General features: G+C 69.7%; 12 protein-coding genes. 6 read left to right on the top strand and 6 right to left on the bottom strand.

All coding sequences use genetic code 11. The annotated features are described in order from the left end of the window. Positions 1 to 9: 9 nt before the first annotated feature. On the top strand, positions 10 to 1,017 hold the full coding sequence (locus tag AB4Z55_RS02590; RefSeq protein WP_369519053.1) for a bile acid:sodium symporter family protein: 1,008 nt from the start codon (positions 10 to 12) through the stop codon (positions 1,015 to 1,017). Here the strand turns inward: AB4Z55_RS02590 and AB4Z55_RS02585 are convergent, their stop codons facing one another. Both AB4Z55_RS02585 and AB4Z55_RS02580 read right to left on the bottom strand, forming a co-directional pair. Continuing rightward, positions 1,018 to 3,069, bottom strand: coding sequence for a CocE/NonD family hydrolase (locus AB4Z55_RS02585; RefSeq protein ID WP_369519052.1), 2,052 nt, complete (start codon positions 3,067 to 3,069; stop codon positions 1,018 to 1,020). A gap of 148 nt (positions 3,070 to 3,217) precedes the next feature. Then, on the bottom strand, positions 3,218 to 3,811 hold the full coding sequence (locus AB4Z55_RS02580; protein WP_354562403.1) for a YqgE/AlgH family protein: 594 nt from the start codon (positions 3,809 to 3,811) through the stop codon (positions 3,218 to 3,220). Positions 3,812 to 3,956: 145 nt separating this feature from the next. Between AB4Z55_RS02580 and AB4Z55_RS02575 the strand changes: the two genes are divergently transcribed. Further along, the gene (locus AB4Z55_RS02575; RefSeq protein WP_101820456.1) at positions 3,957 to 5,291 is read left to right on the top strand and encodes an MFS transporter; all 1,335 of its coding nucleotides are present in this window, start codon (positions 3,957 to 3,959) and stop codon (positions 5,289 to 5,291) included. On the opposite strand, the gene AB4Z55_RS02570 is transcribed toward AB4Z55_RS02575, so the two are convergent. After that, a complete protein-coding gene (locus AB4Z55_RS02570) occupies positions 5,272 to 5,829 on the bottom strand; it encodes a hypothetical protein (protein WP_354562400.1) in 558 nt (185 codons plus the stop codon). The two genes, AB4Z55_RS02575 and AB4Z55_RS02570, sit on opposite strands and share 20 nt — an antisense overlap. A gap of 120 nt (positions 5,830 to 5,949) precedes the next feature. On the opposite strand from AB4Z55_RS02570, the gene AB4Z55_RS02565 reads away from it, so the two are divergent. Then, positions 5,950 to 7,041 carry an aminotransferase class V-fold PLP-dependent enzyme gene (locus AB4Z55_RS02565; protein ID WP_354562399.1) on the top strand — a complete coding sequence of 364 codons (1,092 nt, stop codon included), beginning with the start codon at positions 5,950 to 5,952 and terminating at the stop codon, positions 7,039 to 7,041. A gap of 31 nt (positions 7,042 to 7,072) precedes the next feature. On the opposite strand, the gene AB4Z55_RS02560 is transcribed toward AB4Z55_RS02565, so the two are convergent. Next, positions 7,073 to 8,602 (bottom strand): glycerol-3-phosphate dehydrogenase/oxidase, encoded by a 1,530-nt coding sequence (locus AB4Z55_RS02560; RefSeq protein ID WP_354562398.1) that lies wholly within the window; start codon positions 8,600 to 8,602, stop codon positions 7,073 to 7,075. A gap of 36 nt (positions 8,603 to 8,638) precedes the next feature. After that, positions 8,639 to 9,235, bottom strand: a complete 597-nt coding sequence (locus AB4Z55_RS02555) for a TetR/AcrR family transcriptional regulator (protein ID WP_033204208.1) — start codon at positions 9,233 to 9,235, stop codon at positions 8,639 to 8,641. 49 nt (positions 9,236 to 9,284) lie between these two features. Between AB4Z55_RS02555 and AB4Z55_RS02550 the strand changes: the two genes are divergently transcribed. Beyond that, a complete protein-coding gene (locus AB4Z55_RS02550; protein ID WP_033204210.1) occupies positions 9,285 to 10,193 on the top strand; it encodes a diacylglycerol kinase family protein in 909 nt (302 codons plus the stop codon). A gap of 28 nt (positions 10,194 to 10,221) precedes the next feature. Here the strand turns inward: AB4Z55_RS02550 and AB4Z55_RS02545 are convergent, their stop codons facing one another. Then, complete coding sequence (locus AB4Z55_RS02545) at positions 10,222 to 11,688, bottom strand: CCA tRNA nucleotidyltransferase (RefSeq protein WP_369520966.1); 1,467 nt, start codon at positions 11,686 to 11,688, stop codon at positions 10,222 to 10,224. Between the two features lie 207 nt (positions 11,689 to 11,895). Between AB4Z55_RS02545 and AB4Z55_RS02540 the strand changes: the two genes are divergently transcribed. After that, the gene (locus tag AB4Z55_RS02540) at positions 11,896 to 13,143 is read left to right on the top strand and encodes an NUDIX hydrolase (protein WP_064571876.1); all 1,248 of its coding nucleotides are present in this window, start codon (positions 11,896 to 11,898) and stop codon (positions 13,141 to 13,143) included. Further along, positions 13,034 to 15,868 carry a hypothetical protein gene (locus tag AB4Z55_RS02535; RefSeq protein ID WP_369519051.1) on the top strand — a complete coding sequence of 945 codons (2,835 nt, stop codon included), beginning with the start codon at positions 13,034 to 13,036 and terminating at the stop codon, positions 15,866 to 15,868. The genes AB4Z55_RS02540 and AB4Z55_RS02535 overlap by 110 nt, the downstream gene beginning before the upstream one ends. Positions 15,869 to 16,139 lie beyond the last annotated feature (271 nt).

Below are 16,139 nucleotides of genomic sequence, written 5' to 3'. Positions count from 1 at the left end.
GGCACATCCATGCGTACTCTCAAGAATCTTCTCGATCGCTCACCGATCGACGGCTTCATCCTGGCCATCATCATCGCCGTCGTCGTCGCCGCCTTCCTGACGGTTCGCGGTGCGGCAGCAGAGGCACTCGACTGGGTGGTGATCGTCGCGATCGCCGCGCTGTTCTTCCTCTACGGCACGCGATTGCATCCGCGCGAGGCACTCGAAGGCCTCCGGCACTGGCGACTGCACGTCACGATCCTGGCGTTCACGTTCATCGTGTTCCCGATCGTCGGGCTCGCGCTCAAACCGGTCGTCGAGCCGCTGATCGGCGAGGATCTCTACGCCGGCCTGCTGTTCCTGTGTCTGGTGCCGTCGACTGTCCAGTCCTCGATCGCCTTCACCTCGATGGCCCGGGGCAACATCGCCGGTGCCATCGTCAGCGCGTCCACGTCGAACATCCTCGGCGTCTTCCTGACCCCGCTGCTCGTCGTCGCGCTGATGCAGAACGCAGGCGACATCAGCATCGACGCGACGTCGGTCCTCAAGATCGTCGCGCAGATCCTGGTGCCGTTCCTGATCGGGCAGCTCGCCCGCAAATGGGTCGGCCCGTTCTTCACCCGGCACGCGAAGATCACCAAGCTGGCCGACCGTGGCGCCATCGTGCTCGTCGTCTATGTGGCGTTCAGCGAGGGGGTCGTCCAGGGCATCTGGTCGACCGTGGGCGTCGGCCAGGTCATCGCAGTGACCGTCATCTCGCTGCTGCTCGTCCTGGTGATGCTCGCGATCACCGGCTGGCTGCCGAAGCGGCTCGGCTTCGATCGCGCCGACACGATCGCCATCCAGTTCTGCGGCACCAAGAAGAGCCTGGCCACCGGCCTGCCGATGGCGACCGTCCTCTTCGCCGGGACCACCGTCGGCCTCATCGTGCTGCCGCTGATGATCTTCCACCAGATCCAGCTCATGATCTGCTCGTGGCTGGCCACCCGGTACGGGCGCGAGGCCGACGAGGCCGAAGTGGCCGGCGCGCCGGTCTGATCAGCCGACCGGCCGACCCACCGGCGTCGACAGCGGCAGGTTCACGAAGCTCGGCCGGTTCGGGTCGAGCTGGATGTGCTGCGGCCGCAGACCGGACTCGTTCAGCAACGGCCGCAACGGAAGACCGCGTGGGAAGTTCATCGCGAACACGTCGACCCGCAGCCGGTGCCCCGGCTTGATCAGCGCCTCGGTCGGCAACAGACCGATGTCGACGCTGACCGGACGGCCCGGCACGACCGGCTGCCGCGACGCCAGGGTCAGCTCGTAGAACGGATCGATCACGTCACCGTTGGGCGCGAACTGCGAGGCCGCCTTGTCGTACCCGCGCAGCGACGCCATCGCCTGACCCGAGGTCAGCACCTTCGACGTCCCGTCGGGGGCAACGTCGTTCAGCGTCGCCGTCCAGTAACCGTCGGTGGCGTCAAGCACGGTGTTCAATCGCACGTTCGAATACCCGGACACGCTGCGCGTCGTGGTCAGCGGGGGAGTGGTGAACGACAACGCCGCGCGCTCGGAGATGCGGGCGTCGTCGGCGCAGAAGGGGAAGATCGCGAGGGCGCCGGCCAGCTGTTGCGCGGCGTCGCGCGAACACATCGGTGCCAGACCGGGCGCGATGGTCATCCGGGCACGCGAGGCGGGTGGGGTGGGGGTCAGGCTGCCGTCGCGGACCGCGTGCGCCGCGGTGCCGCTGCGCCGGTCGCCGAGATAGAGCCGCTGACGTTCCATCCCGGCCCGCGGAAACTGCTGCGCGGTGATCCACGAGTCGCCGACCTGCTTGAGGTTGACCGGCCCATAGGAGTCGACACCGTTGTCGATTCCCTTGAGCCACTTGTCGAACCACGCCTTCTGTAAGACGTCCAACCGTGGCGGGGTGTTCCGCCGGCCCTCCTGGCCGCCGCCGATCGTGAGGTGATACCCGTCGCCCATGATCAGTTGCTTCTGGCCCGGCGGCAGCGGGATCTTGTTGTACATCCGGACTTCACTGTTGGTGAAGAGGTCGAACCAGCCGCCGTAGATGAGCGTCGGGGTGGTGATGCGATCGGCGTGGTCGAGCCAGGACGACCGTGGCTCGGAGTCGTTGTCCAGCAATGCCTTCAGGTTCGGCGGCACCGACGGGATGTCGGGGGTCAGCAACGCGGCGAACAATTGCGGGTAGAACGTGAACGGGTCGGAGATCCGGTCCGCCAACCACTTCCAGTCGAACGTGCCGTTCAGCATCGACGCGACGTTCGGGATCATCTTGGTGGTGTTGACCAGTGTCAGCCACAGCGGGAGGAATCCGACACCCAGAGCGCCGCCCGGGGCGACGATGTCGCGGATGAGGTCGCCGCCGGGCTCGACCGGGAAGATCGCCTTGAGTGCCTTCGGGTTCTTGTTGGCGGCCTGGATCTGGTTGATCGCCGAGTAGGACACACCCGACATGCCGACCTTGCCGTTGGACCACCGCTGCTTCGACGCCCAGTCGATCACCTCGATGGTGTCGCGCTGTTCCCGCGACTGGAAGACGTCCCAGACGCCCTGGGAGAAACCGGTGCCCCGGACGTCCACGACCACCTGCGTGTAGCCGCTGCGGACGAGGTCGAAGTCGACGAGGAAGGTCTTCGCACCGCCGTCGCGAATCGTGTGCGCGATGTCGTTGATGCCGTCGATCGGCGTCCCGGACAGGTTGATCGACCGCGCGATCTGCAGCAGATAGGGCTCGAGGACCGGGTTCTGCATCACCGCGGATCCGACGGTGGTGATGAGCTTGGTGTACGGCGTCATGTTGACGATGACGGGCGTCTTGGTCGCCGTCGGTCGCTCGCGGACGTCGGCCGGGCGGTACACGTTGGCCCGGAGCACCGTGCCGTCGCTCATCCGGATCGGGACATCCCAGGTGACGTTGACGCCGGCGTACGGCTGCGGGCCGTCATGGCTCGCCGCCCACCGTGCCGCATCGGCTCCGCCTGTCGGTCCGACCGGTGCGGCGCCCGCCACGGCGATCGGCGCGACCAGCGCGACCACCGCCAGGACCACCGCGATCAGGACCCGAGCACTCTTCGACCCACTCATGCACACCCCCGCATGTCATGCGCTGGAGAACCCACGGTTGATCCAGCGAGCTTGTGATCAAGCGTCCACAACCTAACACCTCGGGGGTGACGTGGATCACCGGGTGTCTCAGGGAATGCTCAGCATCACCGACGGGTGCCGGGACGACTCAGTTCAGACTGAGATCGATCGGGTGCGTCGCGAGGAGTGGCTTGGGCCAAGCCTGCCTGCGCAGGACGTCGAACCACACATCGGACGCCGGCGGTGCGAGCAGATCGCGGGGGAGTGCCGACGCGGTCATCCAGCTGAACTGGTCGAGCTCGTCGTCGAGCTGCCCGACCCCCCAGCCGCTGTAGCCCGCGAAGATCCGGACGCCCTCGAGGACGTCGGCAAGAGGTTCGGGGTCGGCGTCGAGGTCGACGAGGACGACCCGGCCGTCCACCGGACGCAGGGCGGGTACGTCGTCGACGTCGACGCCCGGTTTCACCACCCCCAGGCACAGCGCGGCTTCCTGGTTCACCGGCCCGCCCACATAGAGGGCGCGCGGCGAGGCCGCGATGTCGGTCCACTGGGGCAGGAGATTGTGGACGGCGGTCTGGCTCATCCGGTTGAGGATGACACCGAGGCTGCCCGACTCGTTGTGCTCGATCACGTAGATGACGGTGCGCGCGAAGGTGGGTTCGACGAGGTCGGTCGACGCGATCAGCGCGGTGCCCGCCCGCACCCTCGGCGTCGGGTCGGCGTCCCACGGAACGCCGGGCATACGTGCACCACCACCGGCACCCGCCGAGTGCTCTCCGGGGCGGGATTCCGGTGTGGGATCGTCTGCGTCGTCACCTCCGGCCACCCGACCATCATCGCACGTCCGTGGCCGACGGGGTCCATCGTCAGCTCGGTACCCTGGATCAGTGAGCAGCACCCAGGTGACCCGTGACCGACGCGGGTGGTCGGTGTTCGTCCACTCCCTCCGTTCCTCGCCTGGACTCGGCCGCCTGCTGTCGGTGCGACTGTCGAGTCAGATCACCGACGGCATCTTCCAGGCCGCGCTGGTCGGCAGCATCCTCTTCAACCCGGAGCGTCACGCCGACCCGCTCGCGGTGGCCGGTGGCCTGGCAGTGCTGCTACTGCCGTATTCGCTCATCGGCCCGTTCGCGGGGGCGTTGCTCGACCACTGGGATCGACGCAACGTGTTGCTGTACGCGAACCTCCTGCGCGGACTGATCATCGGACTCGTCGCACTCTCGGTCGCCTCCGGCGCGCCCGACGTCGTGGTGCTGATCTCCGCGCTCGCCGCGACGGGCGCGAGCCGGTTCGTCGCCGCCGGGCTGTCCGCCGGACTGCCCCACGTCGCCCGGCGAGAAGTGCTCGTCGCCACCAACGCACTGTTCACGACACTCGGTGGCGCGATGCTCACCGTAGGGCTCGGCGTCACGCTGGGTCTGCGTGCGATCTTCGGGGACGACAACGTCGGTAGCGCCCTCACGATGCTCTCCGGGATCGTGCTCGCCGTCGTCTCCGGCGGGCTGGCACACGGGTTCCGCCCACTGCAGCTCGGTCCCGACGAGCCCGACGATCCGGGTCGTTCGGCGGTGCACGCGGTGTCCGTCGGGCTGTGGCACGGCGCGCGTGCCGTCGCGCACCACAAGACCGTGGCCGCCGCGCTCTCGGCGATCGGCGCGCATCGGCTCGTGTTCGGGATGAACACGCTGATGATCCTGGTGCTGACGCGCCAGATGGGTCCCGGCGACGGCCTCGACCGCGTCAGCGTCGTGATCGGCTTCACCGGCGCCGGTGCGCTTCTTGCCGCGGTCGTGACGCCGATCGCGGTGGCACGCGCGGGCCGGTACGCGACCCTGCTCGTGGCGCTGGGCGTCGGGGCGGTCGCGGAACTCTCCGTGCTGAGTTTCGAGTTCGCGGTGATATGCGGTTCGGCATTCGTGCTGGGGCTCATCGGCCAGATCACGAAGCTGTGTGGAGACGTGGCGATGCAGGTCGACGTCGACGACGCGGTACGCGGTCAGGTGTTCTCGGTTCAGGACGCCGTGTTCAACATCGCCTATGTCGGTGCGGTGACGGTCGCGGCCCTCGCGATCCCCGACAACGGGCGGGCGACCGGGCTCGTCGTGCTCGGGGTGGTGCTGTACCTCCTCGGGATGCTCGTGGTGCGCCTCCTTCATCCGCGCGGGCACGGGTCCACCCAGCCCACGACCGTGCGGCCCACCGTCACCGACCCCGCCGCGTGAACCGCGGATCCCGCTTGTCGTAGGTCGCGTCGGCGATCCCGTCACCGTTCGTATCGACCAGGACCACATCGTGTCTGCCATCGGCATCGGAATCCACGTACAGACGTTCGCCGACGATCCGGCCGCCCCGGTCGGCTCCGACGATCTCGGCGTCGGGGTCACCGTCATCGTCGAGGTCGATTTGGGTGACGAGCGCCGCCGGGGGTCGCGAATTCTCGTCGGGGACGTCGCGCCGCGGCAGCTGGTCGCCGGCAAGGTCGGCTCGCGCGACGGGCCGGTCCCAGAGTCCCGCCCCGGAGTCGCGGTAGAACGCATCGGGCACTCCGTCGTCGTCGGTGTCGAGAGCGGCCACGTCAGCGACACCGTCCGCGTCCGTGTCCCACATAGCGTCATCGCGGTGTCCGTCGCCGTCGAAGTCGAGCCGGATGGCATCCAGGGCTTCGGACCGCGGGGTCCCGAGCGCGATATCGGCGGTGCCGGACCAGCGCGTCGTCCGACCGTCGCCGGTCCCGAAGAAGTACTCGATCGCCGGGTCCATGAGGTCTTGGACGCAGCGGGGCGTCGTCCGGTTCCCTGGAGTGGACACATCGCCGGGCCGGGTTTCACCGACGCACCCGCCGGGTGACCCCGCACCCGACCACCCGGTAGGTTGTGGCCCATGTATGTCAGCGATCTCGGCGAGCAGTGGCACGCGGCCCGGCTCGAACCAGCCCTGGCACATCTCGACTCTGCGTCGGCGGGTCGCTCCTCCTACGCACTGATCGGCGCGATGACGGCACATCTGTGGCGGGAGACCGAACGCGGTTCCTACGTCGCCGCTGACGACCGCGCCGATGAGATCGCGCGGGACACAAGGAATCTCGCCGCGCTCATCGGACACACCGGCGACGAGGTCGTCTTCCGTGAGAGCGCCCGCGCCGCACTGCGTGCCCTTCTCACCAACTGGAGCCTGCCCGTCACCTCGACGGTGTGGGTGGCCAAGAACGAATTCGGGCCCAACCTCGAGGAGTTCGAGCGCCGCGGCTACGCGGTGCGGACGATGCCCGACGGCGACGTCTACGGTCATGTCGACACCGACGCACTCGAGAACATGCTGCAGTTCGAGCAGCCCGACTTCATCCACGTCTGTCACATCGGCTCGATGTCCGGTGTGGTGCAGCCGGTCACGCGGATCGTCGAACTCGCGCACCGGGCCGGTGTGCCCGTGGTGGTGGACATGGCGCAGTCGGTGGGTCACGTCCCCACCGTCACCGGCGCCGACGTGGTCTACGGCACCAGCCGCAAATGGCTCACCGGCCCGCGCGGCGTCGGGTTCGTCGCGGTGCGCCGGGACTCGTTGCGGCCGGTCCGGATCGACGGCTCGGAGGCATTCATCGCCGGACGCCTCGGACTCGGTGTCGCCGTGCGCGAGCTGCTCGAGATCGGTCAGCAGCGCGTCTTCCGCGAACTCGCGAAGATCGGTCAGGCCACCCGGGAACGGCTCCACGGCATCGCGAGCTGGGAGGTGCTCGAACCACTCGACGAGCCGTCCGCGATCGTCACCCTCGCGCCGCCGCCCGGGTGGCAATTCGACGACATCGCCGCCGCCCGCGACAAGTTGCTCTCACTCGGCGTCCTGGTCACCGCCGCCGACACCTGGCGCGCGCCGCTCGCGACCGAGCACCCGGTCCTCCGGATCAGCCCGCATCTCGACGTGCGCAGAGCCGACCTCGACCGCGTAGCCGACGCCTTGCGCACGATGGGTTACTGACACACCCGGGAACGCCTCGACACCGGACTCCTCACCCGAGGACCTCGCCGACGATCCGCTCGATCTCCGGGCGGGCCGCGTCGGCGTCGCGCCGGACGAGTCCGATCCGGGTGCGCCGGTGCAGGATGTCGTCGGCGTCGAGGGCTCCCTCATGAGTCATCGCGAACTCGATCTCGGCGCGGGTGACGTCGATCCCGGGGACGATCGGATCCAGCGGACGGTCGATCGTCGCGGCGTCCACGACGGCCGGCGCCTCCCCACCGAAACGCTGCACCAGCGAAGGCGGCAGGCCCTGCTCCCGCGGAGTCCGCACCGCCCCCACCAGCGGCGTCGTGGTCGTGACACAGTCTCCGGCCGCCAGATCGGTGGTCGCCAGCGCGGCGTCGACGGCGTCCTGCGCCATGCGCCGGTAGGTGGTGAGCTTGCCGCCGAGGACGCTCACGAGACCGTCGCCGCGGACACCGACGTGGTGCTGCCGCGAGACGTCGGCCAGGGCATCGGCGTCGCGGCCGGCGGTGCCGCCGCGGGTGTCGACCAGGGGTCGCAGACCCGCGAACGTGCCGACGATGTCCGAGCGGTCGAGTGGCCGCGCGAGCGCGGGGTTGATCGCGTCGAGCAGGAAGTCGATCTCCGACTCGTCCGGCGTCGGGACATCCGGGATCGGTCCCGGCGCGGCGACATCGGTGAGGCCGACGTAGACGCGACCCAACTGGGCGGGTATCGCGAAGACGAACCGCGACACCGAGCCGCCCAGCGGGCTCATCAGCGCGGCGTCGGGATGGCCGAGCCTGGCCGCGTCGACGACGAGATGCGTTCCGCGACTGGGATAGACGGCGATGCCGTCGTCGATGCCGCCGGACCAGACCCCGGTCGCGTTGACGACCATCCGGGCACCGACGTCGAACCTCTCGCCGGTCTGCCGGTCGGTGAGGGTGGCCCCGCGGCCGTCCACGCGTTCGGCCCGGACCCTGGTGCAGATCGATGCGCCGTAACCCGCGGCCGTCCGCGCAAGTGCGATGACCAGTCGGGCATCGTCGATAAGCTGGCCGTCAGCGGCGGAGATCCCGCCGCGCAGACCATCGGGGGACACCGCCGGACAACGGCCGAGGGTCTCCAGCGCCGACAGCCGTGAGGGTGGGGGCAACAACGAATCGGAGGTGCCGGCGTTGCGTCGGAGCACGTCTCCCGCCCGGAGACCCACACGGATGACAGAGCTCTGCCGGCCGCCGCGATCGGGGATGATCTGCCGGAGGGGGGCGATCAGATGTGGGGCGATGGCGGTCATGAGGTGATGACGCTCGACCGCGCTCTCCCGCGCGATCCGGATCTCACCCTTCGCCAGGTAGCGCAGGCCGCCGTGCACGAGCTTGCTGCTCCAGCGGGAGGTCCCGGCCGCCAGGTCGTCCTTCTCCACGAGCGCAACGCGCAGGCCACGGGTCGCGGCGTCGAGCGCCACGCCGGCGCCGGTGACACCGCCTCCGATCACCAACAGGTCGAGAGGTTCATCGGATGCCAACCGGTCCAGCGCACGGCGGCGGGTCTCGGCGGACAGCGTGGCCATCAGTGCCGTCCCGCCGCGGGATCGGTGCTCACGTCGTCACCCGTCGCCGCCCGGTCCGACCGGACGCAGGTAACCGGCCAACATCTCGTGCAGTTCGACGCTCCAGCCGTCGGCGAGGATGTCGGACACCAGCGCCCCCGACTGCAGGAACGACTGCGCGATCAGCAGCACCATCGCGGCCATCCGCTTGGTGTCACCCGCACGCACCTGTCGCCGTTCCTGCCCCTGCGACAGCATGTCGGCGAGAATGGCGAGGATTCCCTGCTGGCTCGTACCCAGACGCTCGAAGACGTACGGCGACATGAACTCTCGCTGCTCACGCCACAGCGAGGCGATCAGTTCGTCGTCCCGGAGCGCGCCGACCACCGCCACCACCTGCCCGACGAGCGCGTCGAGATCGGCGGGCTCACCGGTTCCGCCGATGGCATCTTCGACCACCCCGAGGACCTCCCGGGTCAACAGACCGCGGATGATCTCGGTGATGTCGGGCCAGCGGCGGTACACCGTCGGTCGACTGACGCCTGCTTGTCGGGCCACTTCGGAGACAGTCACCTTGCGTCCGCCGCTACGCAGCAGGCAGCTCCGCGCTGCATCCAGAACGAGATCCCCGATCTCCTCGTTACGGATTGCCATGATGTGTAACACTGTAACGGATCACTTGAACGGCGGGGGGCCGACTCATATGACTATCGAACACGCCACAGTTGTGGCCAGTCCGTACGCGCGTCACGGAACGGGACTCCGTGTGGCGCACGACGCTGCGGAACTCCTGCGCGCCCGGGACGTGGAGGTGGAGGTCATCGTCGGCGAGGACATCGCCGACGCCGCCGATCTCGCGGGCAAGGCAGCACGGGGAGACACCGACGTCATCGTCGTCGTGGGGGGCGACGGCACGGTGCGTCTGGCGGTCGAGGCCATCATCGGATCCGGCAAGCCACTGGCCGTCATCCCGGCCGGCAGCGGAAACGACTTCGCGCGCAACCTCGGCATCCCGCTCGAGCCCGCCGATGCCGTCGAGGTCGTCCTCGCCGGTCACCGCCGGCCCATCGACCTCGGCCGCGTCAGCTTCCCGGACGGTCAGACCGCGTTGTTCAGCACGGTCGCCGCCACCGGGTTCGACGCAGCCGTCACCGCCCGGGCGATCGACATGCGCCGCCCGCGCGGACAGTCGCGGTACACGATCGCGGCGCTGCTCGAGCTGCTCGCGCTGCGCTCGCGCCACTACCAGGTCCGAGTCGACGACCAGGCCGTCGAATCCGACCTCGTCTTCGCCGCGATCGGCAACACCACGTCGTACGGCGGCGGTATGAAGATCACTCCTGCGGCCTCGATCACCGATGGGCAGCTCGACGTGACGCTTGCGCTCACCCCGCCGCGGCTGGCCCGCTGGACGATTGCCCGCGTGTTCCCGAAGGTGTTCTCGGGCAAGCACATCGACAGTCCCAATGTGCGGACCATGCGCGGCGAGGAAGTCGAGCTCTACTGCGATCCGCCGGCGCTGGTGTCGGTCGACGGCGACCTCGTCGGACAACTCCCGGCGGTCTTCGAAGCGGTGCCCCACGCGATCGAGGTCTTCGCACCCGCGAGCTGAGCCGGCCGGGGGGAAGCCGCGGGCGGCGTCACTTCCCGCCGCGGGCCGCCCACCATTCCCGCAACGCGTCCTCCGCCTCATCGCGGCTCAGTGGTCCGCGGTCGAGTCGCAGTTCTTTAAGGTGACGCCATGCCTGACCGACGATCGGACCGGGCGGCACACCGAGGAGCTCCATGATGGCGTTGCCGTCGAGGTCGGGACGGACCTTCTCCAGGTTCTCGGCCGCCTGCAGGGCGGCGATCCGCTGCTCGAGGTCGTCGTAGTTCTGTTGCAGACGCCGCGCGCGCCGTTTGTTGCGCGTGGTGCAGTCGGCGCGCACCAGTTTGTTCAGCCGGTCGAGCAGGGGACCCGCGTCGGTGACGTACCGGCGGACGGCCGAATCGGTCCACGCGCCGTCACCGTATCCATGGAACCTCAGATGCAGGAAGACCAGCTGCGCGACATCGGACACCACCGTTTTGGGGTACTTCAGGGCCCGCATCCGTTTGCGCACCATCTTCGCGCCGACCACCTCGTGATGGTGGAAGCTGACGCCGCCTCCCGGCTCGTGGCGGCGCGTCGCGGGCTTGCCGATGTCGTGCAGCAGGGCCGCCCAGCGCAACACCAGGTCCGGATCGCCGTCCTCGAGGTCGATGGCCTGGCGGAGCACGGTCAACGAGTGCTGGTAGACGTCCTTGTGCTGATGGTGTTCGTCGATGGTGAGCTTCATCCCCGGCACCTCGGGCAGCACCCGCTCGGCCAGGCCGGTCTCGACCATGGCGTCGAGGGCCTCGATCGGGAACTCCCCGCAGATCAGCTTGTCCAGCTCGGTGCGAACGCGTTCGACGGTGATGCGTTCGATCTCGCCGTTCATCTCGGTGACGGCCTGCCACACCCGCGGCGCGAGCCGGAACCCCAGCTGGGAGACGAACCGGACCGCGCGCAGCATCCGGAGCGGGTCGTCGCCGAACGACTGCTCCGGGGTCGCCGGGGTGTCGATGACCCCCGCCAGGAGTGCGGTCAGACCGTCGAGTGGATCGCGGAAATCCTGGGCGCCGGAGGAACCGACCTGCACGGCCATCGCGTTCACCGTGAAGTCGCGCCGGATCAGATCGTCCTCGAGCGACTCCCCGAAGGTGACATCCGGATTGCGGCTGACCTGGTCATACGCGTCCGCGCGGAACGTCGTGATCTCGATCAGGTGGTCACCCTTTCGGACCCCGACCGTGCCGAACTCGATGCCGACGTCCCAGAACGCGTCGGCCCAGCCGCGGAGCAGCTGCGAGACCGCCTCCGGGCGCGCGTCGGTCGTGAAATCGAGGTCGTTGCCCAGCCGGCCGAGGATCGCGTCGCGCACCGAGCCGCCCACCAGGTACAACTCGTGACCGGCGTTCTCGAAGAGTGTCCCCAGCGGCACCAGGACGTCGTCGAGTTCGCGGAGCGCGATCGCCGCGGCGGCGAGCAGACGGGTACGCCGTTCCGGGTCCGTCGCGCTCGATCGCCCGTCCGAGCTCACCTGGTCCGAAGAGGCCGTCGTCCCGGACGAGGATGTGTCGTTCACGGCTTGTCACCCTACCGTCGTGACCCGCGCCGATGACGCCGCGCAGTTCGACGCCGACCACTCCTACACTTCCCGCGCACTCTCGACACCCCGAATCCACAACCTACGCGCCCGGGGAGGCGTCCAGACAAACTGCAGGTGACCAGCCGCTAGCATCGTGGAGTGTCCACCGATTCCTCGACCAACCCTTCAGACGTCAGCGGCGTCTCGTCGGGTGCACATGGCGAGGGCGGCGGACAGGGCGAGCAGAACCCCGCCGGCCAGGGCCGTCGTTCCCGTCGCGGCCGCCGACGCCGGGGCCGTCGCAAGTCCGAGGCCCGCGGTGCCACGGCCGCCCACACGTCGGCATCGCACAAGCAGAGCGGCCACCCGCAGTCCTCGAACAGCCAGCCCAAGAACAAGCAGCCGGGTTCCGGCCAGGCGGGTTCCCGACCGGGCCACAAGCCGGGTTCACCCAACCCGGCGTCCGAACCGGCACCGTCCACACACCACCCGACGCCGAACGACCTCGCGCGCGCCCGGGCGTCGGATCCGGCGTGCCCGGACCCCGTCGAGGCCGAACCGGTCGACAAACTCCCTGTCGATCCCGACCGCGCACGGCCGCGGGTCACCCCGCCGAAGCCGTCGGACATGGTCTCCGTCAGCGCCAAGCTGACCAAGACCGGTCTGGCCCAGACGGGATCGGCGCCATCCGGAGGCAAGGCGGCGAAGGGCCGACGACGCTCATCACGACCCGACCGCGGATCCGAGCGTCCGGCCACCGAACGCACCCACTCCGACCGCGCCGGCACCGAGAAGCTCCGGACCGTGCGCGAGACCTCGGCGGGTGGCCTCGTCATCTCCGACCTCGACCTCCCCGTCGATCAGTTGTCGGCGGCGCTCATCGGCCGGGTCGACCGGCGGGGACGCACGATGTGGTCGTTGCCCAAGGGCCACATCGAGACCGGCGAGACCGCCGAACAGACCGCGATCCGTGAGGTCGAGGAGGAGACCGGCATCCAGGGCACCGTGGTCGCCCCGCTCGGCAAGATCGACTACTGGTTCGTCAGCGAGGGGCGTCGAATCCACAAGACGGTGCACCACTATCTCCTGCGGTGCACCGGTGGCGAACTCTCCGACGCCGACTACGAGGTGTCCGAGGTGGCCTGGGTGCCGTTGCACGAGCTCCCGCGCCGGCTCACGTACTCTGACGAGCGACGACTCGCCCGGATGGCCCGCGGCGTGATCGCCGAGCTCGCCGCCGACCCGACCCGGCTGGCCCAGTCCGAGGCCGACAGCATTCGCACCGAACCCAACGCCTATGAGAAAGCCGCCGCCGCGCGCAACCAGCGCCGCAACGAGCCGCCGCCCCCGGCTCGTCCTCGTCGGCGCCGGCGCCGTCCACGACGGCCCGCGGCCGGCGATGGCTGAGCCGCGTCCGTCCGCCGCCGCACCTCGTTCGTCTCGTTCATCGGCGCTGTCGCGCGCGACGCGGTCCCGTGCGCGCACAGCCCTGGCCGCGGCCGTGGTCCTGGCCGTCCTCGGTCTGACGCTCCTGTCCGGCGCGGTGGGATCGGGACCGGCCTCGGCGGCACCCGAGACGAGCACCAGCGGATCCGACACCGGAACCGGCACCTCGGACCAGCAATCCCCGAGCAGGTTCGCCCGCATCGTCATCGATTCGATGACGCCGAACATCGTGACCACGACCAGCCGACCGGTGGTCACCGTCAGCGGCCGCGTCGACAACGTCGGCGACCGGTCCATCACCGACCTCACCATCCGGCTCGAGCGCGGGGATCCGGTCACGTCGGCCGCCGGCCTGCAGACCGATCTCGCCGACGAGGATCCCGCGGTCGCGGTGGCCGGTCCGTTCGAGGCGCTGTCCGACTCGCTCGCCCCCGGCGAGAGCGTCGGGTTCCGCATGTCGATGGCCCTGTCGGCCAACAACGGCCCCGACGGTCAGGGCCTGGCCATCTCCCGGACCGGTGTCTACCCGATGCAGGTGAACGTCAACGGCACGCCCGAGTACGGCAACACCGCGCAGGTCGCGGGATCACGCATGCTCTTGCCGGTGTTGTCCCTCCCGCCCGACGAGACCCGCGCGGAAGGGTACGTCGACCCGTCCACCGAGTACTCCGACACCGACCCGGTCGCCGGGCTGGGACCGGACGGGTCGATCTCGGCGAACCTGTCCAGCCCGGCGCGCATGACCATGCTGTGGCCGCTGGCCGCACCGCCCCAGCTCGCCCCCGGCGTGCTCGGGGGCAACACCGAACCGGTCCGGCTGATCAACGAGAACATGGCCCGTTCCCTCGCCGACGGTGGTCGTCTCGACGAACTGCTGACGGCACTGCAGAAGGTCGTCGGCGAACCCCCACCCGCGCAGTCGGATTCGACCGCGTCTGGCTCAGCTCCGCCGGAGACGTCGGAGAGCCCTGAACCCGCCGCACTGCCGGGGTCGGAGAAACTCGCCGACAGCATGTGCCTCGCCGTGGATCCCGACCTCATCGTCACGGTGCGCGCGATGTCACTGGGATACGAGGTGTCCGACAATCCCGCCGATCCCAGGTCGTCGACCCGCCCGGGCAGCGGAGTCGAGGCCGCCGGGCGCTGGCTCGACACCCTGCGCTGGACCGCGCAGCGGATGTGCGTCGTGGCGCTGCCGTACGCGCAGGCGGACCTGACCTCGCTCTCCCGGATCGGCAACGCCGGACTCACCGAAGCCGCGCTGCGGTCGCCCGCCGACATCGTCGACACCGTCCTGGGTGTGCGGAGCGTGCGTGGTCTGTCGATACCGGCCCTGGGCGCCATCGACTCCGACGGTGCGGCGACGCTCACCGGGGCCGGGCTCGCCGCGACCGCGGTGGCGTCGAATTCCGTCGCACCGACGGGCCGTCGTGACGACGCCGGGCGCTACCGGATCGGCGACCTCGCGGCGCAGACCTACGATGCGCCGGTCACGGCGTCGTTCGCCGCCATCGGTACCGCGCCGTCCACCCCCGCGCTGACGCCACCCGATCAACGCGTCGACCTGTCCGACGAGTCCGAGGGAAGTCGCAGGCAGAGTGCGATCGGCGCGCTGGCGTACCCGGCGATCGCCGCCCCGGAGGCCGCACCGACCGGGTCCGATTCCCGGCCGTCGCCTCGCGACCCGGTCGTCGGGAGATCGGCATTCCTGCTGCCACCGACGTACTGGTCTCCGACGACCACCGACGCCGAGGCCCTGTTCGCCACCGCGCGCCTGCTGCTCGAGTCCGGTGCCGCGACGCCGACACCCCTGCCGACGCTGGTCGCCGAACTCGGGTCCGCTCCCGAGCAGGCACGACTGATCGACCCGCCCGGGGTCGGGCCCGTCGGCCGCATCGGTTCGGTGCTGACAACCGACGCCACCGCGTCGATACGGCGCAATGTCGAGGACAGCTGGCAGTTCGAGGGCGCCCTGGTGCGCTCGGCAGATGTCGCCGCGACCCCCGAGCGCTACATGTCCCCGCTGCGCGAGGACCAGTTGCGGGCCATCCGCTCGCCGGATGCCTGGGGTTCGGCCGTCTACACCCATCTGCGCCGGGCGCAGGCCGAGCGCATCGACGCGGTGTCGTCGACCCTGCACGGGATGTCCCGGTCGGTCACGATCCTCGATCCCGGCGGTCGCTACACGCTGGCCTCCGAGCGCAGTCCGCTGCTGCTGGTCGTGAAGAACGACCTCGCGCTGCCGGTACGCGCCCGGATCACCACGTCCGAACCGGCCGGCATCGAGATCGGCGACCTCGGCGTCATCGAGATCCCCGCCCGCGGCACCCGGCAGATCCAGCTGCCCACGCAGGGCGAGGCGTCCGAGGCGATCAGTGTCGAGATCCGCTTGTCGACGGTCACCGGCGTGCCGCTCGGCGAGCCGATCAGTCTGTCCGTCCACACCAACGCCTACGGCAAACCGCTCTTCTACATCACGATCATCGCCGCGGCAGCACTCGTCCTGCTCACCGCCCGGCGCCTGTGGCATCGTTTCCGCGGCCAGCCCGATCCCGCCGACGCCGACCGGCCCGAACCCGACGAACTCGAGCGGATGCTCGCCGGAAGCGGGTATCAGGAGCGACGCCGTACCCTGCAGAGCGAGGGTCGGATGCACGGCGAGGAACCGGACGATGACCCCTCATGACCGACATCAGACGACCCGAGGACGGCGGCAGAAGCGACGTGACCTGGAACGATGAGCCGCGTGCACCGCGGTCGGGGAAACCCGGCCCGGTGCCGCCCCAGCGTCCCGAGCGCGCCGCACCCCAACGGATCCCGCCGAACCGGGTCGCCGGTGGCCGAGTCCCGCCCACGCGGATTCCGCCAGGGTCCCCGGACCCGAGGTCGACGACTCCGCGGTCTGCCGACCCGCGGTCGTCGAATCCCCGACCCGGCCGGCCCACTCCCTCGGCCGG

Origin of the sequence: Gordonia sp. ABKF26 (assembly GCF_041103195.1) — a bacterium.
GTDB lineage: Bacteria > Actinomycetota > Actinomycetes > Mycobacteriales > Mycobacteriaceae > Gordonia > Gordonia terrae.
This window is presented reverse-complemented; position numbering and strand designations above follow the sequence as displayed.